Source organism: Mesorhizobium sp. LSHC420B00 (assembly GCF_000503055.1).
In the GTDB taxonomy this organism is placed as follows: domain Bacteria; phylum Pseudomonadota; class Alphaproteobacteria; order Rhizobiales; family Rhizobiaceae; genus Mesorhizobium.
Genome location: NZ_AYVY01000028.1, coordinates 1 through 19,748 on the forward strand (window position 1 = coordinate 1; position 19,748 = coordinate 19,748).

18 protein-coding genes and 4 pseudogenes are annotated in these 19,748 nt (G+C 60.1%); 10 read left to right on the forward strand and 12 right to left on the reverse strand.

Features of this window, described 5'->3' with window-relative positions:
• The 3 genes from X760_RS66925 to X760_RS79195 form a co-directional block, all read left to right on the forward strand.
• A partial coding sequence (locus X760_RS66925) for a type IV secretory system conjugative DNA transfer family protein (RefSeq protein ID WP_023721676.1) occupies positions 1-1,389 on the forward strand: 1,389 nt, incomplete at its 5' end.
• Positions 1,390-1,763: 374 nt separating this feature from the next.
• Positions 1,764-2,942, forward strand: a complete 1,179-nt coding sequence (locus X760_RS66930; protein WP_023721677.1) for a hypothetical protein — start codon at positions 1,764-1,766, stop codon at positions 2,940-2,942.
• Positions 2,900-3,478 (forward strand): PHP domain-containing protein, encoded by a 579-nt coding sequence (locus X760_RS79195; protein WP_023721678.1) that lies wholly within the window; start codon positions 2,900-2,902, stop codon positions 3,476-3,478. The genes X760_RS66930 and X760_RS79195 overlap by 43 nt, the downstream gene beginning before the upstream one ends.
• Before the next feature lie 21 nt (positions 3,479-3,499).
• Here the strand turns inward: X760_RS79195 and X760_RS0139345 are convergent, their stop codons facing one another.
• From X760_RS0139345 to X760_RS66960, 8 genes are all read right to left on the reverse strand, one after another.
• Positions 3,500-4,102, reverse strand: coding sequence for a hypothetical protein (locus X760_RS0139345; RefSeq protein WP_031194787.1), 603 nt, complete (start codon positions 4,100-4,102; stop codon positions 3,500-3,502).
• A gap of 316 nt (positions 4,103-4,418) precedes the next feature.
• Positions 4,419-5,189 carry a hypothetical protein gene (locus tag X760_RS66935; protein WP_023721680.1) on the reverse strand — a complete coding sequence of 257 codons (771 nt, stop codon included), beginning with the start codon at positions 5,187-5,189 and terminating at the stop codon, positions 4,419-4,421.
• Positions 5,186-6,070 carry a hypothetical protein gene (locus tag X760_RS76635; RefSeq protein ID WP_156948220.1) on the reverse strand — a complete coding sequence of 295 codons (885 nt, stop codon included), beginning with the start codon at positions 6,068-6,070 and terminating at the stop codon, positions 5,186-5,188. The genes X760_RS66935 and X760_RS76635 overlap by 4 nt, the downstream gene beginning before the upstream one ends.
• Positions 6,067-6,462 carry a phage holin family protein gene (locus tag X760_RS66945; protein ID WP_023721682.1) on the reverse strand — a complete coding sequence of 132 codons (396 nt, stop codon included), beginning with the start codon at positions 6,460-6,462 and terminating at the stop codon, positions 6,067-6,069. The genes X760_RS76635 and X760_RS66945 overlap by 4 nt, the downstream gene beginning before the upstream one ends.
• A gap of 4 nt (positions 6,463-6,466) precedes the next feature.
• Positions 6,467-6,814 carry a hypothetical protein gene (locus X760_RS66950; protein WP_156948222.1) on the reverse strand — a complete coding sequence of 116 codons (348 nt, stop codon included), beginning with the start codon at positions 6,812-6,814 and terminating at the stop codon, positions 6,467-6,469.
• Between the two features lie 148 nt (positions 6,815-6,962).
• Positions 6,963-7,301 (reverse strand): transposase, encoded by a 339-nt coding sequence (locus X760_RS78230; protein WP_348633251.1) that lies wholly within the window; start codon positions 7,299-7,301, stop codon positions 6,963-6,965.
• 50 nt (positions 7,302-7,351) lie between these two features.
• Positions 7,352-7,558 carry a hypothetical protein gene (locus tag X760_RS78235; protein WP_023721684.1) on the reverse strand — a complete coding sequence of 69 codons (207 nt, stop codon included), beginning with the start codon at positions 7,556-7,558 and terminating at the stop codon, positions 7,352-7,354.
• Positions 7,559-7,647: 89 nt separating this feature from the next.
• Positions 7,648-8,658 carry a YihY/virulence factor BrkB family protein gene (locus tag X760_RS66960; RefSeq protein WP_348633252.1) on the reverse strand — a complete coding sequence of 337 codons (1,011 nt, stop codon included), beginning with the start codon at positions 8,656-8,658 and terminating at the stop codon, positions 7,648-7,650.
• A 289-nt stretch (positions 8,659-8,947) separates the two neighbouring features.
• Here X760_RS66960 and X760_RS66965 point away from each other — a divergent pair, with 289 nt between their 5' ends.
• A complete protein-coding gene (locus tag X760_RS66965) occupies positions 8,948-9,805 on the forward strand; it encodes an alpha/beta hydrolase (protein ID WP_023721686.1) in 858 nt (285 codons plus the stop codon).
• A 601-nt stretch (positions 9,806-10,406) separates the two neighbouring features.
• On the opposite strand, the gene X760_RS75330 is transcribed toward X760_RS66965, so the two are convergent.
• The 4 genes and pseudogenes from X760_RS75330 to X760_RS75335 form a co-directional block, all read right to left on the reverse strand.
• Positions 10,407-10,850 (reverse strand): hypothetical protein, encoded by a 444-nt coding sequence (locus X760_RS75330; protein ID WP_023721687.1) that lies wholly within the window; start codon positions 10,848-10,850, stop codon positions 10,407-10,409.
• Positions 10,851-10,854: 4 nt separating this feature from the next.
• A complete protein-coding gene (locus tag X760_RS66975; protein WP_023721688.1) occupies positions 10,855-11,247 on the reverse strand; it encodes a hypothetical protein in 393 nt (130 codons plus the stop codon).
• Positions 11,244-11,423, reverse strand: coding sequence for a hypothetical protein (locus X760_RS78240; protein ID WP_245278703.1), 180 nt, complete (start codon positions 11,421-11,423; stop codon positions 11,244-11,246). Before X760_RS78240 ends, X760_RS66975 begins: the two co-directional genes overlap by 4 nt.
• Before the next feature lie 345 nt (positions 11,424-11,768).
• Positions 11,769-11,999, reverse strand: a pseudogene (locus tag X760_RS75335) (IS110 family transposase); the annotation flags it as partial.
• 303 nt (positions 12,000-12,302) lie between these two features.
• Between X760_RS75335 and X760_RS66980 the strand changes: the two are divergent.
• The 6 genes and pseudogenes from X760_RS66980 to X760_RS78245 all read left to right on the forward strand — a co-directional run.
• Complete coding sequence (locus tag X760_RS66980; RefSeq protein ID WP_023721691.1) at positions 12,303-15,635, forward strand: AAA family ATPase; 3,333 nt, start codon at positions 12,303-12,305, stop codon at positions 15,633-15,635.
• 273 nt (positions 15,636-15,908) lie between these two features.
• Positions 15,909-16,064: pseudogene (locus tag X760_RS75340) on the forward strand (AraC family transcriptional regulator); the annotation flags it as partial.
• Positions 16,065-16,172: 108 nt separating this feature from the next.
• Positions 16,173-16,999: pseudogene (locus X760_RS66985) on the forward strand (SDR family NAD(P)-dependent oxidoreductase).
• 336 nt (positions 17,000-17,335) lie between these two features.
• Entirely contained in the window at positions 17,336-17,734 is a 399-nt protein-coding gene (gene cueR / locus X760_RS66990) for a Cu(I)-responsive transcriptional regulator (protein WP_023721695.1), read from the forward strand.
• A gap of 32 nt (positions 17,735-17,766) precedes the next feature.
• Positions 17,767-18,288 carry a cytochrome c gene (locus X760_RS66995; RefSeq protein ID WP_280940431.1) on the forward strand — a complete coding sequence of 174 codons (522 nt, stop codon included), beginning with the start codon at positions 17,767-17,769 and terminating at the stop codon, positions 18,286-18,288.
• A 212-nt stretch (positions 18,289-18,500) separates the two neighbouring features.
• Positions 18,501-19,637: pseudogene (locus X760_RS78245) on the forward strand (DUF4396 domain-containing protein); the annotation flags it as partial.
• Between the last annotated feature and the right edge of the window lie 111 nt (positions 19,638-19,748).

Genomic DNA, 19,748 nt, shown 5'->3' on the forward strand with positions numbered 1-19,748 from the left:
AATGCCGACCCTTATTGGGTGAACGACGCCCGTCTCCTTTTTACCGGCATAGCATCCTTCGTCATGGAATCGCCTGCGATCCCGAACGAGAAGAAGACCTTCGCCACAATCCTCGAGATCATGAATGGTGCCGAGCAGCCGCTCCTGGAATTCATCGGCTCGCTGCGCGAGGAACGCCGCCGCGAATGCTCGCATTTCACACTGCAAACCCTGTTGCCCTATTTTGAGATGTCAGAGCGGCAGTTCTCCGGCATCTACGCTGGCGTACGCACCGGCATGGCCCCGTTTCTCAACGAGCGCTTGATGCGAGCTACGTCCCGCAGCACGTTCGATATTCGCAGGCTTAAGCGTGATCGAATTTCTCTTTATCTCGACGTGCGGCGTGAGCAGATCACGTCGCTTGGACCGCTGTTCAATGTCCTGATTACGCAGATGATGAACTTCATGTCGGAAAGCCTGCCGCAGCCAGGCGAGCATCCAGTGCTTGTGCTGCTCGACGAGTTCCAGAACCTCGGCAAGCTGGAGAATGTGACCGAAATGGCGAGCGTGCTCGGCGGTAACGGCGTTTCGATCTGGTTTTTCGTGCAGTCGCTGAAGGCCGTAGACGAGATCTATCGCCAGGAAGGGCGCAAGACGCTCATCAACGCGGCTCGCGTGCAGATCTTTTTCGGTGCGCAGGACGCTGACGATCTGCGCTACATTTCCGAGCAGCTCGGCGAAACGTCGGACGTGCAAAAGGACGTGACGCGCACCAAGGCAACGTTGTTCGACACTTATTACACGCGCTCGGAGCACCGCAAGGAAGTGCGGCGGCCTCTGATGCGGCCAGATGAAATCCGTACGCTCGACAAGAACAAGGTCATCATATTGCCGCGTGGCGAACTGCCGATCCTCGGCACCCGCAATTTCTATTTCGCCGACGGCCAGCTCGCCAAACGTGCGTTCATGTCCCTGCCAGCCTCTACCGATGCTTCGCGCACGAAAAGCCCAGCGTTGGACTCCTCTGCGGCGGTTCCATCTCCTGTGCTCCCGACGATTGTGCCGACAGCACCCGCGTATCGCTCAGGCCTCTTGCAGGCCCGCCTGCGGCGCGGCGCGACATTTGCCACAAAAGCAGGCCGTATAGCTCCGTCGCCGGGCCGGCGCGCAATCGTAAAAGAAAGGCTGAAAGCAACAGACGCTGCAGACGTACCCGCCTATGCCGCAATAGATTTTTCCGCTTTGGCGGCCAAAGCGGTGACAACACGCATACCGCCCGACAAAGAAGCGGCGGTTGCGGCGATCCTAAACAAGGTGCGGTCTCTCCGGGCCCACGCATCCGATATCGAGGCTTTCGATAGGAATTTGAACGTCGTCGAAGATACTTTGCCTGATGTAGTCGATGGGTAGGCTCGCATTCCGATGCGGCGGAGAGGTCATTGTCTACCGTGACCTTGTCGCACACGTCATGGCGCGGAGGATATTGCCGCGCGTTTCAGGCAGTGCCGAGGTCTCAATCGAGAAGATCATACGGCGCGAAAACGTCGACGATACTGGGCCTCGACAGGCGTTTCAGGGACCCAGCCCGTCAAGTTCAATCGCAAATCCCGCATCGACCGCGCTTCGCGCTATGAGATCGTCAAGCTCCCAGCCCGTGAGTTCGCAAAGGGAAAGCATTCTCCCCACGGTCAAGGCGCAAGGGTCGCATCTTTGTGGACTATCTAGGGAATCAGCGCGGGGCGACCGCGATCATCCTGGTTGGAACCTGTGGAGGTCGGCCTCGTTTGGCTGAAGCCATGGCAAAAATCGATCCCAGGACCGTCGCCAGTCTTTTGAGGGAATATGCGCAAAGATCGTCCCTGCGCGGCGACAATCCCTATCGCACAAAGGCATACTTGCGCGCGGCAGACAGTCTGACGGCTCTGTCGCAGCCGCTTGATCGGATCATCGCCGCCGGCGCCCTCACCAAGATCCCGGGGATCGGTGATGCGATNGGGCTTCGTCCCGATAAGATACTGAAGCTTCATCAGGCGCTCGGCGTGAACTCGCTGGCGGAGCTCGAGGCCGCAGCAAGAGAGGACCGCATACGCCCAGTCAAAGGCCTCGGCGCCGCGCTTCAGACAAAGCTGCTGCAGAACCTGGCCATCGTGCGAAGCGGCGAAACGCAACTTCACCTGCACAAGGCCGCCGCCCTTCTCGAACATGCGGTCATATCGGTGAAGCAAGAGCATCCAGACTTTTCGCGCGTCGAAATTGCAGGTGACTTCCGACGCGGTTGCGAGCTCGTTTCCGACTTCGCCCTGGTAGCGCAGGCCAGAAAGTCGACTGGAATCGAGGATACGACCCTCAGGCTTGTTGTCACGGACANCTTCGCCCTGGTAGCGCAGGCCAGAAAGTCGACTGGAATCGAGGATACGACCCTCAGGCTTGTTGTCACGGACAAGAAGCATTTTGGCGCGCGCCTGCTCGAAGCAACCGGTTCGGCAGACCACCTTGAGCAACTGAAGACGTTCGCAGCCGCCAAGGGTTTTGCTCTGCACGCCGATGGGCTTCATCGCGGGAAAAAACTGATCGCGTCAGCGACAGAAGAAGAAATCTACCAAGCTCTAGACCTGCAGTTTATCGAGCCTGAATTGCGCGAAGGCAGGGACGAGATTGAGCGAGCCGCAAAGCGGAAGCTACCCGTTCTCGTTCGGGATGAAGATCTGCATGGCATCCTGCATTCTCACACGACCGCATCCGATGGAACCGAAACGCTTGAGGCAATGGCTGAAGCCACGCGCAAGCGCGGTTTCGAATACTATGGTGTCGCCGATCATTCGCAGTCCGCTCACTACGCAGGCGGCCTTTCGTTGCAGGAGATTGCTGAACAGCACCGCGAAGCTGACCGGCTGAACAAGGCATACAATGNGGCCTTTCGTTGCAGGAGATTGCTGAACAGCACCGCGAAGCTGACCGGCTGAACAAGGCATACAATGGAAAATTTCGCATACTGAAGGGCATCGAGGCGGACATCCTGGCGGATGGCTCGCTCGATTACCCGAATCACATCTTGGAGCTGTTCGATTTCGTCGTCGCGAGCGTGCACAGCCGCTTCAAGTTGCCCAAGAAGGAACAGACGGAGCGTATCATCGAGGCGATCGGAAATCCTCGGACGACAATCATCGGGCACATGACCGGTCGCCAGCTGTTGCGCCGACCCGGTTATGATCTCGACGTCGACAAAGTCCTCAAAGCGTGTGCGAAACACGGCGTCGCTGTCGAAATCAACGCACATCCTTGGCGACTCGACCTCGACTGGCGTTGGCATCAAAAGGCACTCGATCAGGGCTGCATCTTCAGCATCAATCCGGACGCTCATTCGATCCGCGAGATCGACCACATGCATTGGGGTGTCGAGATGGCGCGCAAGGGCGGTGTCCCTGCGAAGCGGGTCCTGAACGCGATGCGTTTGACGCCCCTCCTTGCGCATCTCGCACGGCGCAGGCAAATGTCCTAACCTGGCTGTGCGCCCGGCCTATCAGCGCAGGAGACCGTCCTTCTCGAAATCGTCCCAGCCGCGCAAACTGGAGTGCGAGTTCTCATCGGGGCCATAGCCAGCTGAAGCTGCAGTTCCGCGAACGCTTCTTTGAGCACGTTTCATAGCCGCCTTCCCCGCGCCACGCCGCCTATTCTCTGCAGCTGTCGCTGCGTCCTGTTCGCGCCAGACCGTGACCAGGTCGCGGTCAAGCACATCCTCGACGTGCTGCGGGTCGAACACGTGAAAGGTGATGTTCCTTGCCCGCCCGCGGAGTTTCACCGTTTTCGTCCCGGCGCTCTGCAAGCGACCGTCTTTCAGCCAGCGGTGCCGTTCGGCCGTCGAGATCGTCAGAATGTCCTCGATTTCACGGGGGATTACGGGCAGGTCTTCGATATTCCGCATTGCTTTGGATACGATCCCGAATACCACCTGCACATCATTCTGGGCGCCCTCAGACAGGTGCACGGTAAGCACGCGGGACTCGATATTGAGCAGTTTCCTGAACTCCGTTGGAAGGCGGGCGCGTATTTCGAGAAAAATACCCCTCGCTCTGACGGACGATCCAAGCGTTGCAGCCGGGGTTAANCACGACGCTCTTCCGATCTGATATTGAGCAGTTTCCTGAACTCCGTTGGAAGGCGGGCGCGTATTTCGAGAAAAATACCCCTCGCTCTGACGGACGATCCAAGCGTTGCAGCCGGGGTTAAGGGCCACTCTCCAATCAGCTTCGCTGTTGCATTGATTTTTCGGCGCGTGAACATGGCCCTTTATATAGGTCACCGATTGTCGGCAGCGATGAGCCGGTGGTTGCCAGAATATGCAATCCGATGGCATCCCGTCTGAACTGGTCTGGACTCGATAACTGAGCGCGGCATCATGCTTTGCTTCAGGACGACTGTTTCTCTGCAATGACCTCTGTCTACGCTGTTCCAGTTCGGTCGGTTTCCAGCCGGTCATTCAGACGTCGTTGATACGCAAAGCCGACAGCCGCGGCGACTGCCAACCCTGCCGCCGCCAGAAGGAGTTTGTCCTGCGTATGCTCATCGCCCGATGCGTCTTGAACAGCTAACCAAGCATCATCCAAGGGCCCGGGTGCTCTTGCGGCAGTCTCGCCCTGGTGCTGCCCATCGCCGCTATGGCGGATACCCGCAGCCAGACGTTCTGTCTTCTCTTTAACAGTTTCCTTGGCCACGCCGGTCAACTCGGCAGCTTCGCGTTTTATTTTGCCAGCCGTTTCAACAGCGAAATCACTGACGCTTTCCGCCAAATCGCTAGATTGCTCCTTCAGGCGCTCCTTGGCGTACGATAGGTGATCAACCTGCTGCTCGCCGGGTGGCGGGGCTGAATTGGTCCGCAATAAGCTGATCAATCCCGCTCCGACGAGTGCGGTTGCGATCGGCGGATGGCGGAGGAAACGCCACCCCAAACCGGCCCCAATCGCCAAAGCAGCGCTCGGATTGGCAGCCGCCTTGGCCTTGAGATCGTCAATAATCGCCTGCGCCACCGATTGCATTGAGGCTCTTGCTTTCTCCACCAGCGCATCCTTTGCCTCAAGCGCCTCGTGTTTCAAGTCACCGGTAAACTCGGACAGCGTGTTTGGCGACCGAAGTGTCGACAAGTCGTCGGCGAGCTTAGCCCGGGCAGCCTCAACTTCGTATTCAAGATGCTCAAGTTGCGGATCGGCAATCATAAATCTCTCTTGCCACCGGGGCGGGCAGGTTTGCTCGACCGAGCGTTGCCCGCCCGCTGCGATTTGGCCGTTATTCCTTCCGAAGGGGTGGCGCTGCCCGGGTGCAGCTTGGCGGCCGGACTGGATGGACCGCTAGATCCACGTGGGCTTGGCGAAGACGGCTGCACGGATTCACTTGATTGCTCTTCTGATAAGGCGCTTCCAAAGGTGCCCGCAACGTCCTTTGCGACCTCCTTGAGGCCGTCCGAATTCAGCCCATGTTCCTCGGCGGCGCTTTTGAGCCGTTCGCCCGCCTTTGCTGTCGAGGACTTCAAGCGTTCCCCAGCTTTTTCAGCAGCATCCGTCAATCGCTCTCCTGCTGGGCCGAGCGTGCGCCTCTCGACATCGCTGGCCGGCAAAGCAGCAGCTATAGCGGCACCGGCTGCGAAGCCGGCCAGAACAAAAGCCAATGGCTGTTCTTCCACCATGCGGCCAATCGTGTCTTGGAACGTTGATTGGGCTTGCTGCACCACGCGCCCTGACTTCTCGGATACGGTGCGACCGATCTGTTCGGCGTATGCCGTGGCAGATGATGCGTAGTGACTTGCGGTTTCACTCACCTTCTCCCCAATGCCGGCTAAATTGTCGCGCATGGCCTCTGCTGTCTCGCTAGCCTCTTCCTGCGCTTTTGACGCCCCGCCGCTGGCGGTGCGTACGTGCGCAGCATTTTGGCGCCCGTTGGTTCCACGGGATTGCTCGCGATGCCCGGCACTTGAACCGCGGCTGCGCATTAGCAACGCGCACCCTGCTGCGACGAGCAGAAGGCCTTCGGGATTGTTCCTAGCGGAGCTGAGAAGCCATTCTTTCGTTCCAAAATCCTGGACCTGTGAATTGCGGCTCATGTTAATTGCTCCTTAGTTGTCGCAATATCCTGCTTTATTTGGCTTATGGAGTGTGTCGGCAGAAGTTCTTTTTGCGCATCAGCGCGGCCCCGATAGTAGGCGAAAGCGGCGGCGACGGCCGTTGCGGCCGCGACGATCAGACACGACCAGTGCAGGGCCATCCCTAAGCTGGCTATTCCAAGTACGAGGGCTTGCACTAGAAGCAGAGCGGCGACCACTCCCAGCACGCCAGCAGCAGACATCCACACACCTGCTTGGAGCTTCGTTGAGACGTTGGCGGACAGCTCCGCATGCGCCAGGCGCAACTCTTTTTGAAAGAGGTCCGCGACGTCCGCCAACACTGCCGACAGTGCTTGAGGGAGAGGCGAATTCTTCAGTTGTTCCTGTGCCATCAGATCAGTTCGCTCCCTGCCGCCTTCCCTTGATGGACTCTGGTGCGGGAGGCGCGCTCTTCAGTGTGCGGAACGTCAAAAAGCCCGCTACTGCGGCCAGCCCAAACACCAAACCCGGCTTGCGCCTGGCCAAATCGGACGCTGCAAGAACCAGCTGATCGACGGACCTGTCTCGCAGGTCGTCTGCGTATCCATCAAGCCTATTCGCGAAGGTGCGCACGACCCCAGCGACTATCGGTGCGTTTGCGTCGAGGTCTTCGGCCGCACGCTTGGTCGAACTCGCCAGTTGGCCCATCACCTCGGCGCCGCTGCCGACCTGACGGTCCAACATCTCCTTCACCTGATTGGTCACGGTGGACGCGCCACCAACGGCCGCCCGTTTGGCGGTTTCCGCTGCCCCCTGCGCTATGTCGGACGCTTTGGATAACGTGCCGCTTACGGTCGCTCCTATGTCGTCCGAGGTACCGTCACCAGCTCTTGCCGCAGTCGGGGGACGCCGTTCAGAATTCCGGTTGTTCATGGTTTCCTCCATTCGAGGAGCAAACGGAGGTAAGGCCCGTTGGTTCCCAATGAGTGACTATCTGGGGTGTCAAGTTGCGTTTGCGAACTCGTGGCGCGCATCGCGTGCTTTTGCATTGGGAATGACGGGTAGCTTGCGGGCGGGCGCAATGCGAATAATCATCTTTCCCTTTCCTGCCTGAAGGCGCCGGGTGGGGATCATATCTGGCGACGGTGAGCGCGATGAGGAAGAGGCTGGAGCGCGTACCTTTACGGCCGCCGCGCACCGGTCTTCGACCGCTGCGCCTGCCGCTGTCATTGGCGATCGGCGCCAAGCCCACGATTTTGCGATGGCCTTATTGGAAAGGTGTCAATCTCGGACAACTCGGCGTCAGGAGTACGCGGGGCCCTTGACCGAACGGAAGACCTGATCGAGACAGGCCCACGGCGGATCGTCGTCGATTAGGGAGGCGATCTCGCCCTTCAAGTCGGCGGCTCTGACGTTTGAGCAGAAGAATGACCTCGTCGAGGCTGGCGAGGTTTCGGCATCGGCGACGGTGCTTGTGCGTTGCTTCTGGATGGTGAGATCGCCAGTCATTGGGCAAGCCGGCGACCAGCGACTTGAGCCGTTGCTGGGCCACGCTCGGCTGCAGCCGCTTGACGATGGCGTGCAAAGTGATCTGCGCGCTAAGTGTTGCGCTCGCTCGAACGCGACTGCTGGTCGGCCGCATCGGCCGATTCGCCCAGCGTGTCGGCGACCGTGGCACCTCGCGCACCCATCGGCTGCTGCGCACCTGTGGTGGTGTCCTTCGCTGTCTGATGCTCCATCTCGGAATTCAGCTCCGCACCTACAACCAGGATAATCACGGAGATCCAGGTCCACATCATCAAGCCGATGACTGCCCCAAGGGCTCCATACGTCGCGTTGTAGTTGGCGAAGTTTTCAAGATAATAGGAGAATCCTATCGAAACTGCGACCCAGACCACAGCCGCGAGGAAGGCGCCCCATGTCGCCCATTGCCACTTTGCCCTTTCCCGGCTGGGTCCGTAGCGGTAAATCAGCGTGATCCCGACGCCGACCATGATCAGCATCATCGGCCACCGAAGGATCCGCACAAGGGCTTCGGTCCAGCCGCCGAGGTTCAGCAGCACAAGCATGGCTGGCACAATCCCCACCGAGACGATAAAGCCGATACCAATGAGGATGGCGCCAAGTGTGAAGCCCAACGCCAGGAGATTCAGGTGGATAAAACCGCGCTTTTCACTCTCCTCGTAGGCGATGTTCATGGCTTCGAATAGCGTCTTTATGCCGTTACTGGCGCTCCACAGTGCGACGGCAAGGCCGAAGATGAAGCCGAAGCTGAGCGCGCCAGCCTTCTGAGCGGCCAAGGAAGCAAGCTGAGATCTGATAATATCCAGACCTCCCGAAGGCAGTACGCCGCCAAGGAACGCAATGTGCTGAGCGATGGTCTGAGGATCGGCGACGAAACCATAGATGGACACGAACGCGGCAAGCGCTGGAAACAGGGCAAGAAGCAGATAGAATGCGGCCCCGGCCGCGATCAGCATAACACGGTCCTCGGTTACCTCAGCAAAGACCCGCCACAGCACGTCCTTCCAGCCGCGGCCGGGAATTTCTGACGGCCATTCGGCATTGCGTCCGCGGCTCTCCCGTTCGGCCCGCCGCTCAAGTTGCACTTGATCTTCGTAAGCGTCCTCGGTTGTTTTCCTCGACATGGCCGCCGGTCCGGAGCATCTTCTTCGCGGGCAAACGTATAATAGCGCGAAAGGATGCAGGTGCAGACCTGCGCTTACAAAATAACATCCCCAGCTGCAGAAACACTAGCGGCATCCCCACTTGGAGCTTCGGCTCCCATGCCCATCTGGCGGGGATGCGACGGCTGAGCGTGCATGTTGTCGGGACGACGCAGCCTGATCTAAATCCTCATTGCGCTGGATCAGTTTTAGGACACCCGCGTTTCCAGCCATGATCTCACTCGCGCCTGAACATCAGTTCGTCAACGCCGGAAGCATTCGGCTTCATGTCATTCAGGCCGGGCCTGCCGGGGGTAAGCCGGTCATGCTCCTGCACGGCTTCCCGGACTTCTGGATCGGCTGGAGACGGCAGATCGGTACGCTCGCTTCCGCCGGATATCGGGTCATCGTTCCCGACCAGAGGGGCTACAACACCAGCGACAAGCCAGAGGGCATCCGCGAGTACACGCTCCCCAAGCTCCTCGGCGATGTCGTCGCCCTGGCCGATGCGCTCGGCATCGGAAGGTTTCACCTCGTCGGCCATGACTGGGGCGGCATCGTCGCTTGGGCGGCCGGGGCAAAGTTGCCTCATCGCCTGGACAAGCTCGTCATCCTGAATGCGCCCCATCCCGACGTGGTGTTTACCCATGTCCTGCGATCTCCGACGCAGTTTCTGCGGAGCAGTTACGTGGTTTTCTTCCAGATCCCATCGCTGCCCGAAGCCGTTTTGGGTGCGCGCCGCTCGGCCTTGCTCGCACGAGCACTCAGGACATCCAGCCGGGAAGGCGCCTTCGAAGAAGAGGAGATTGCAGAATATCGGCAGGCTTGGGAGCGGCCGGGGGCGCTGACCAACATGCTCAACTGGTATCGCGCCTTGCGCTTTCGCCCGAGCCTGAAGGAGCGGATCACGACGCCCACTCTTGTTATGTGGGGGATGCAGGACCAGGCTCTGGAATCCGGGCTGGCCAAGCGCAGTCTCGCCCTTTGCGACGATGGCCGCCTGCAGACTTTCGAGAAAGGGACGCATTGGGTTCAACGCGAAGAGAGCAACGCGGTGAATGCGGCGCTTCTGGCGTTCCTGGAGGGCTGAGGAACTCAAAAATGGATAGAAACTGGGGGCAGCGTCAGATGGAGCCGGAGGAGGCCTGCAGACACCGCGCTTTGCGGAGCCCGCCGCCAGCAAGGAGAGGCGACAGAACCCCGCCACAGCGGCTGCACATCCGAAGAACGACCGCTGCAACCTCTAAACCCGTTCCCCTATCCGCGCCTACAGCTGGGTTGGTCAACGGGCTCTTCCCGCCTAAGTTCCCCCTCCTGGCACTCCACTGGTTATCCCCTCCGGTCTACGTCAGGGCCAACCGACCTGGGCTCACCTGCGGGGTGAGCCACGTCAAGGGAGCCGCCGAGGAACATGAAGTGGCCGAAGAGGGGACCGAAGTGGAAGCTGGCGATCCAGTCCTGCGCCGACGCATTTTAGGGGCAGGTGACCCCGGTGGAGGTCCGTCAGGCCTTCGAGGCTGCTGCCAAAGAGGCCAAGACGTTCCTTCCTGCTGATTAGCCATCGACAACGATGCAGAGTGCCCCTCTTTGCGAATGCCGACGCCGGCACAGTCCCGGTTATCTTCGGTTCTTGTGCCGACCTGGCTGAACCATCTGACGGCCACCACCATATTAGTTGCCACCGCCGCGACTTATAACGACAAAGCGGTCTCGCACGATGTCTGGGCGCCCCGCCCCCGGACATTACCTTCAAGGAAATAGTCAAAATCGGTATCTTTGAGCAACGCCGCGAATTGGTCGGCGATGACTTGACGGATTTCGGCATTGGCGCCAAGGACTTCATCAGCGATTTCCGGCCGGCCATCGACGAGGCATCCGGCAGATAACGTCATCGTTTCGGCAAATCCTCTTCGCCTCAGCTCCTCCTGCAATTGTGCCCAGTCCGCGTATCCTGCCAGATGGACAATGAGATCGACATCGTCCGTCGCCCTGACATCCCCAAGCGTGACTTCGTCGGTAATGAAAAGAGCGGTCGTGCATCCGCCCACAAATATCAGACGCTCCCGAAAGTCGCTTCCCAGCGCCTCGGCTACTATCTGTAGCATGTGGAGCAGCTGGCCTCTGATGGTAGTCATTTCTTCAGAAGCCTTTCAGAAAGCCGCTCACCGGCAAGGCCCACCTCCCGCTGGTTTCCGAGCCGGATCGCATCGACAAGCGCAAGATATTCGTAGGCCGCTCATCTTTCGGAACAGCTTCAGGCACGCTCTTGAACAAGGGCTCGATCGATTGCCCCATATCCCGGCCTTCCGCAAACTGCCAGATGTGGATGTACTCACCGCCGCTTATCAGCAGTCCTTTTAGCATTGGCGCGGCAAAGGCCGCCGGCATGCCGCGCGTGATGCCGCCCGCCTTTGCGGGGAACACAAATTTCAGTCCGTCGTCGATAAAATTGTGTAGCTTGCGGCGATGGGGATTGGCTCGGCCCGTATCTCGATCTTTGATGGCGAGTCCCGACGAGAGGCTTCGCTTCATCGAAGCGTTGATCTCCGTTTTGCTGATCCGGAGTAGCGGTTCCAGGCCGCGAACTGAGTACCCGGCTCGCCCGAGAAGCTCCAATGAAGCTCCCCGGAGCCAACTTGCCCCTCCTGCTCCTGCAAGCTCACGAGCTTCAGAAGCACCACGATATCCTGACTTTTCATCCGATTCATGCGGTGTGTCCTCTGTCCTAGGACTAAGGACATAAGACCATATGAAGGTGTATGACCCCAGTGCAGAGCGAACTTCAGAACATCAAGTTCTGGCAATGGCTTGCGCCGTCTCACTCGGCCTCAGCAAACTCGAAAGCCAACTCTGCGCCAGCGAACTGGCCGGGACGAACCGTCCTGATTTCGCTGCAGACCTCGATGACGATGCCGCAGTATTCTTGACCCATGTGCATGGGGCTTCGACATCCTGCATCCCCCTATACGGCCACAGGTCCGAGCCGCAAATGCAGGTCGCCGAGAGCTGGATGATGGGTCAGTCGGATGAAGAACCTTCGGGTCGGCGACTTCATCGATACAGATTACCGGCAACCCCTCTGCCGTCAGCGCATGGTAGAACCACACCGACAGCGGCCCCGTCTCGAACACAACCCGCCGGGCATACGGTGCGCGCTTGCGGATCACCGCCGCGAGCAGTTGTGGGTCGGACGCGCACTTGCCCCGCCACATCCTTTTGCCGTCCTGCCGGATCGATATTGCCGTGTCTTTCATGGATACGTCGAGACCGATATACTGCTTCATGGCTGTCCTCCGTTCGATGCCTGGGCCCGGTGTCGATCGTGAGCCCGTTCTTCATCCTATCGGGGGACAGCCAGCCGGCTAGAGGTTCGAACATCGCCGCCACGTCTCAGGTGGCCACCGCTCCCGCGATTACGTCATGTTCGTGCATGCTGCCAAAAGCTGCCACACCATGTCGAACTCCAAGCCTCCAATTCTTCGAGAGGGACCCTCAGCTTCGATAGAAATCCAAGTCTACAGCATTTCCTTGGCATCTGAGTTAATATTGCGGCTGAGGGACCCGAATTCAGCCTTAGGAGAGCTGGTGTGGACGTTGCCGCTTGGTTGCGAAGCCTCGGGCTCCAGCAGTACGAGCAGGCATTTCGCGACAACGCGATCGACGCGGAAGTCCTGCCGGAGCTGACCGATGCCGACCTCGAGAAGCTCGGTATGCTCCTCGGTCATCGCAAGCGATTCCGCAAGGCGGTAGTGGGGCTGGGGCCGTCGTCAAGCCATCCCGACCCGAACACCGATGACATCGTGGCTCAGAACCGCCAGGAGCTGAGCGCGGAGCGTCGACAGCTGACCGTCATGTTCGTGGATCTCGTCGGCTCGACGGCACTGGCGACGCGTCTGGATCCCGAGGACCTGCGTGAGATCATCGGAGCGTATCACCGCTGTGTCGCCGATACGGTCGCCCACTTCGGCGGCTTTGTCGCCAAGTACATGGGCGACGGAGTTTTGGTGTATTTCGGCTACCCGCAGGCACACGAGAACGCCGCCGAGCAGGCGGTGCGCGCTGGCCTTGCTCTCGTCGATGCCGTTAGGCGACTCCCGGAGCCCGAGCCATTGCGGGTTCGTATCGGCATCGGCACCGGACAGGTCGTCGTTGGCGATCTGATCGCCGCCGGCGAAGGGCAAGAGCGCGGCGTCGTGGGCGAGACGCCGAACCTCGCCGCTCGCCTGCAAGCTCTTGCCGAACCCGACGCGGTCGTGATCGGGCCGCAAACGCGGCAGCTGGTCGGCGATCTTTTCGAATATCGCGAACTCGGCGCCGTCGAGGTGAAAGGCTTTCCGGAGCCGATCTATCCCTATCAAGTGGTTCGTGAGAGCGCTGTCGAAAGCCGGTTCGAGGCGCTGCATGGGACGACGCCGACGCCGCTGGTCGGGCGTGAGGAGGAGGTCGACCTGTTGCAGCGCCACTGGCATCGCGCGAAAAGTGGTGAAGGTCGTGTGGTGCTGCTCTCAGGCGAGCCCGGCATCGGAAAGTCGCGCCTCATAGTCACCTTGCAGGAGCGGATCCAGAATGAGCCACACACCCGCTTGCGTTATTTCTGTTCGCCGCACCATCAAGACAGCGCGCTCCACCCGACCATTGCGCAGCTAGAACGTGCCGCCGGGTTGGAGCGCGACGACCCGCCTGCGAGGAAGCTGGATAAGCTTGGCGCCCTGCTTGCCCCGGCCTCACCGGAGGACGGGGCGCTGCTGGCCGAGCTGCTGTCGTTGCCGACCGAGGGCCGTTTCCCGCCTCTCCAACTGACGCCCCAGCGTAAGAAAGAGAAAACCTTCGATGCGCTGCTCCGGCAGCTCGAAGACCTGGCGCGACAAGGTCCGGTGCTGATGCTCTTCGAGGATGTGCACTGGATCGACCCCAGCTCGCGCGAGCTGCTCGACCTAGTCATCGAGCGGGTGCCGCGCCTGCCAGTTCTGCTTCTCCTCACGTTCCGTCCCGAGTTTCAACCGCCGTGGACCGGGCAGGCGCACGTCACGGTTCTTGTCCTCAACCGGCTCGACCGTCGTGAAGGCGCCGCGCTGGTCCAGCGGGTCGTCGGCACCGGAGCGCTGCCGAGCGACGTTGTCGCGGAGATCATCGAGCGCACTGATGGGGTGCCACTGTTCGTCGAGGAGCTGACCAAGGCGGTGTTGGAGGGCGGCAACACCAGGACAGTGCTTTCAAGAGCTGCTGCGACGGCGTTGAACGTACCCGCCACGCTGGATGCCTCGTTGATGGCGCGGCTCGATCGCCTCGGCTTAACCGTTAAGGAGGTCGCACAGGTCGGCGCGGTTCTCGGTCGGGAGTTCTCCCACGAATTGCTGGCAGCGGTCGCACAGCGAAATGCCGCTGACCTAAATGGCGCACTGGATCAACTCGTCGGGGCCGGTCTGGTGTTCTGCCGCGGGACGCGGCCACTGGCCACTTACCTCTTCAAGCATGCGCTCGTTCAGGACGCAGCGTATGGCACGCTGCTGCGCGCTAAGCGCCAGGAGCTACATAAGCGTGTCGCAGGTGTGTTGGAGAAAAAGTGGACCGAACTCACTGAAGCGCAACCCGAGTTCCTCGCGCACCACCTTCAGGAAGCTGGGGATTGGGCGGGCGCGCTCGATCACTGGCAAAAGGCGGGAGGGGCCGCCGTGGCCAGAGCTGCGACTCGGGAAGCCGTGTCGCACTTTGCCAGTGCGATTGACTGCAGCAGGCGACTTGGCGACGTGTCCGGCGGCGCCGAACGGATGACACGTCTCCACCTTGCGATGGCCAATGCCTTGATGCAGGCCGAAGGGTATCGTTCCGAGCGCCTTGGGAAGGCGCTTCAAGATGCACGTCTTGCCGCTGCGAACACTGCATCGGTTGAATTGCAATGTGACGTTGCGCTATCAGTCGCTCCATTTTTTTATGCCACTGGGCGCAATCAAGATTACCTGGCCCTGGCCGAAGAGCAGCTCGCAAACGATGCCGATCTCGTTCCAACGGCCTATCTGAGCGCACTTTGGGCGGCAAAGGGGATTGCTCACTCCAACCGCGGAGAACAACCGCTGGCAGCGGAGGCCCTACGCAAGGCCTTAGCTCTGATTGAACGTGTTGAAGCAAGTCGTCGTATCCTGTTTGCCGGTGCCGATCAACGTCTCTCTGCCCAAGAATATCTTAGCGATTCGCTGATCACATTGGGCTTCTTTGACGATTCAGTCGAACAAAAAGAGCGACTGATTCGAACTTTCGGTCAGCTCGATAAACCATTCGATCTCGCATGGTATCTTCTCGCTCAGTGTGAATTGCTTGCTATGTTCGGTCAATACGAGGAACTACTTGAGATCGCTACGAAGATCGTCGAAATTTGCGAGCGGCATGGCTACGCGGCGCGTCGAAGCAGCGGCATCAGGTGGCGTGGCTATGCCCGCTCCCATTTAGGTGAACTGGATGCCGGCATCGATGACGTCCGGGAGAGCGTGGTTCTCTGGCGTGGGCAGGGCGTCGTATTTCATACCCCTGAGAAGGCATGCGCACTTTGTGATCTTCTCCTGCGGGCCGGTCGCATCGAAGACGCAACGCAAGTGCTTGATGACGTCGATGCGCTCGTTTTCGATACGGACGAAGCATGCTACCTAGCCGAATGTATTCGCTTTCGTGGCCAAATAGCCGCATGCAGAGGTGACCTGACGGGTGCCGCGCAGTTATTCGAAACAGCAATTGCCACTGCCCGTCGGCAGCAAGCGAGACTCTTCGAGCTTCGCGCCGCAACGCAACTAGCACCAGTTCTGGCACGTCAAGGTCGTGTCGATGAGGCCGCGACGCGTCTGCAAGCGGTGGTCCACACATTTAACACTAGGTATCCAATCGTCGACCTCATCGCGGCACAAAGGGCGCTGGACGCCCTGAGCCGTTGAGGTCGCACCATCTGCGTCGGTTCCGACAACGTGGTTTGCGTTGATTTGATGCAAGCTTGGCTCATTGCACACCCGAGATAGTTGTGTGCGTCAAGTTCTGCAAAATGGCGTGGCATTGCGGTGACGTCGGCGTGTCCGCCGCGCAGCTCCCGTGTTTAGCGGAGCGGCGGACACATGACGGTGCTCAGGCGGCCAAGGCCCTCAGGCTCTCCTTCTTGTGCTCGCGCAGATGATCCATGTTGAGATAGCGGGTCGCGCCAAGAGCTTGGTCGCGAAATGCTCGCCAGTGGCGCGAATGCGGCCGACGAGATTGCCTACCTGTTAGGCTTTCAGGATACCAGCTCGTTCTATCGCGCCTTCCGCGAGTGGGAAGGCGTCACCTCCGCTCAGTGGCGCGAGCAGAACATCGAGGCCTCTCGCCTGAACTAGATTGGCGCCCATCGCCAGTTTTCTGTCGCAACCTGCAAATGAACTCGACAGGGGGCCTGCCTACCTCAAGAGAAGTGCCCAATGGCACCCAAATCATGAGGTAGTTTGATGTCGAAAATCTGGTTCATCACCGGTGCTAATCGCGGCTTCGGCCGAATTTGGACGGAGGCAGCGCTCGCGCGCGGCGACAAGGTTGTTGCCACCAGCCGCAGGCCTGATGCGCTTCAGGACCTCGTCGAAAATTATGGCGACGCAATCCTTCCGCTAGAGCTGGACGTGACCGATCGCAATAGGGCCATCGCCGCGGTCGTAGAGGCACTGGATGCTTTCGGACGACTCGACGTGGTCTCAACAACGCCGGTTACGGCTTGTTTGGCGCTGTCGAGGAAGTGTCTGACAAGCAGGTCCGAGACCAGATGGAAGTCAACTTCTTTGGTGTCCTGAACGTCACGCAAGCCGTGCTGCCGCAGTTCCGCAAGCAGGGCAGCGGCCACCTTATCCAGGTCACCAGTATGGGCGGTGTAATGGTATTTCCCAATCTAGGCGGCTACCACGCATCGAAGTGGGCGGTCGAAGGTCTCACGGAGTCGCTTGTGCAAGAGGTTTCGAAGTTCGGCATCAAGGTCACCTTGGTCGAGCCTGGCGGCTACGAGACTGACTGGGCCGGCGCTTCCGCTGTCCATGCAGCACCGCTTCCCCAATACGATTTCATCCGGCAAGACATGATGGCTATGGCCGAACGGATGCCGGCGAATTTCGTGGGCAACCCCGCTGCGACCGGCCCTGCGATCCTCAAACTTGTTGACGCACCGGAGCCACCCTTGCGGCTACTTCTCGGAGTTGCGCCAACCCTGATGATTGGGGACATCTATGCCAAGCGCCTTCAGACTTGGAAGGATTGGGAGCATGTGACAATCGCCGCAACTGGCAAGTAGTGCCAAGCAGCACCAGCCGCACCTGCCAACTGGAAATAGGGACGCCGCGAGTTGCGGCGCCCTTCAATAACAGCGTAGTCCGCAATTGGCGCATCCTTCCTGTTCGTGAACCGGAAGGATTGACCCGATTCGGACGCTCCAAATCCGTTCGATGAACGTCCGGAACAGTGGTGGATAGCTGCCCGCCAACGGGCAGCATATAGACCGGAAGGGGGCGATCTAAAGAATTAGATTTCTCTGGCCATGCTGTAACCGCCTGGCGGTGTTTTTCGCAGCTCTTGACCTTCCAGTAGCTGGAAGAACTATCCCTCGATTTCAACCGACGAGGAGACGCCAATGAACATCGGAACCGCTTCCGAAAAGTCCGGGCTACCGCCCAAGACGATCCGTTACTACGAAGAAATCGGCCTCCTCAAGGCGGATCGGGCGGAAAACGGATATCGCGACTATTCAATGTCAGACGTGCATCGGCTGCGTTTCCTGCAGCGCTCGCGCAGCCTGGGCTTCTCTGTCGAGGAATGCCGCCAACTCCTGTCGCTCTACGGCGACAAGGAGCGCGAGAGCGCCGACGTCAAGGCGATCGCGGAGGTCAAGATCGCGGAAATCGATCGCAAGATCGCGGAGCTTGCGAGCCTGCGCGACACGCTCAGGCATCTCGTTCACAATTGCCACGGCGACGAGCGGCCGGATTGCCCGATCATCGACGGCCTTGCGGGAAGCGGCACGGTCCAGTGAGGCGCATCACCGTCATCGCCGCGGTCCTGTTCGTGACCGGCGTCGCTGGAACAGCGTTGTCAGGAACGGCCGTCACCCCGGTTGTCGCGGAACGCCAGGCGGCGATGAAGGCGATGGCGGACGCCGCCAAAACCATCTCCGGGATTTTTGATGGGAAGCTGGCCTATGACGCGGCGACGTTCAAGGCGGCGGCCGAGACCATCCGCCAGCGGTCCGGAAAGGCGATGGTTGAGAGTTTCCCAGCGGGCTCGTTTGGCGCGTCGTCTGCTGCGAAGGTGGAGATCGAACAGTCCCGCGAGGAATTCACAGCACTTGCCCGCCATCTCGAAGACCAGGCGGCTGCGCTGTCATTGGCGGCTGACAATGCTCCCGACGGCATTACCGAATCGATGAGGATGGCGCCGGGTATGGCCATGGGTAGCAGCCTTCTCGGGAAGCGGGCTGGCGTGGCGGCTGAGGCCGATCCTTCGAAGATGCCAGCCGAACATCTGTTCCACCTGATCTTGCAGGACTGCACGAATTGCCACGCCAAGTTCAGGGAGAAGCGGCAGTAAGCGCGGGCATCGACTTCATGCGACGCCGGACTAGGTGACGAGGACAGCAAACCGACAGGAATCCTGCAATGTTCGTACAGCCCGTCGACTATTTCCTCGCAGTCTGGTTCGTTCTGGCGGGCCTCAGCACGGCCTATGTCGCGTGGGACCAGTTCCGCAACAATCCCGAACCCGTAGTGATGAAATGGGGCTTTATCCTGGTCACGCTCTATATGGGACCGCTGGGGCTGTTGATTTACGTGCTGGCCGACAAGGAGCCGCGGCCGGGCGAGCACGAGGCGTTCACGGAGCCGCTCTGGAAGCAGGGCGTCGGCTCGACGATCCACTGCGTCGCCGGAGACGCTACGGGCATCATCCTCGCAGCGGCAGTCACCGCCGCCCTTGGGCTGCCGATGTGGATCGATCTCATCGTGGAATACGTTGCCGGGTTCGCCTTCGGCCTGTTCATCTTCCAGTCGCTGTTCATGAAGTCGATGATGGGCGGCACCTATTGGGAAAATGTCCGCAAGAGCTTCATGCCGGAATTCATCAGCATGAACTTCATGATGGCAGGCATGGCTCCGGTCATGAGCTTCCTGATGATGGGCAGCGATATGCGGGCCATGGAGCCGACCGAGCTCCTGTTCTGGGGCGTCATGTCGTTCGGCGTGATCGTCGGGTTCATCACCGCCTATCCTTCGAACGTCTGGATGGTGGCCCGCGGCCTCAAGCACGGGCTGATGACCGAACGTGAGCGAGAATCCGACCAGGCGGAAGAAAGTAAGAGCGAGCGAGCGCACGCCGGCACGGAGGCCATTGTAGCGGAGCACCGTCACGACGAGAAAAGGCACAAACCCAAAACCACGGGAGATCGCTCAGACCACGGCGCTCACGCGCGCCCTCACCAACACGCTAACCCAGGACATGACGGCCCAGACGGCAAGCCCGGGCCGGGCCACCATGGATCCGGACACGGATCGGCGAACGAAGAGTCGGGCATTGCCGTCTTCGCGGCGATCGGCCGCCATCCCCTTCATCCTATGCTTGTGCCGCTTCCGATCGGATTCTTCGTCGCGGCATTGCTTGCCGACCTCGCTTTTTGGGCTACCGCTTCGCCGATGGCGGCAAGTGCGGCCGCCTGGCTAGTTGCGGCGGGCGTCGTAACCGGCGCCGTCGCTGCGGCCGCGGGTCTGGCCGACTTTCTCGGAAACGCCGAGATACGAGCGCTCTACCACGCGCGCTACCATCTCGCCGGAAACCTCGCGGTTCTGGCGATCGGAGCGGCCAGCCTGTGGTTGCGCTTTTCGGCGGCAGGGGCCGAAGCAGTGCTGCCCTGGGGCCTGTTTCTGTCGGTCGTCATCGTCGCGCTCCTGGGATTCACCGGGTGGCACGGCGGCGAGATGGTCTTCGGTCACGGCGTGGGCATGCGGCCGCATCGCCATGGAGCACGGCACGGGGCCACTCAGCGGAGGTCCGGATCC

Bases quoted from the DNA above. Each gene is read 5' to 3' on its own strand.
- X760_RS66935 (WP_023721680.1), bottom strand. From the start codon at position 5,189: ATGATTGCCGATCCGCAACTTGAGCATCTTGAATACGAAGTTGAGGCT.
- cueR (WP_023721695.1), top strand. From the start codon at position 17,336: ATGAACATCGGAACCGCTTCCGAAAAGTCCGGGCTACCGCCCAAGACG.
- X760_RS76635 (WP_156948220.1), bottom strand. From the start codon at position 6,070: ATGAGCCGCAATTCACAGGTCCAGGATTTTGGAACGAAAGAATGGCTT.
- X760_RS75330 (WP_023721687.1), bottom strand. From the start codon at position 10,850: ATGACTACCATCAGAGGCCAGCTGCTCCACATGCTACAGATAGTAGCC.
- X760_RS78240 (WP_245278703.1), bottom strand. From the start codon at position 11,423: ATGAATCGGATGAAAAGTCAGGATATCGTGGTGCTTCTGAAGCTCGTG.
- X760_RS66945 (WP_023721682.1), bottom strand. From the start codon at position 6,462: ATGGCACAGGAACAACTGAAGAATTCGCCTCTCCCTCAAGCACTGTCG.
- X760_RS66975 (WP_023721688.1), bottom strand. From the start codon at position 11,247: ATGAAGCGAAGCCTCTCGTCGGGACTCGCCATCAAAGATCGAGATACG.
- X760_RS78235 (WP_023721684.1), bottom strand. From the start codon at position 7,558: ATGACTGGCGATCTCACCATCCAGAAGCAACGCACAAGCACCGTCGCC.
- X760_RS66965 (WP_023721686.1), top strand. From the start codon at position 8,948: ATGATCTCACTCGCGCCTGAACATCAGTTCGTCAACGCCGGAAGCATT.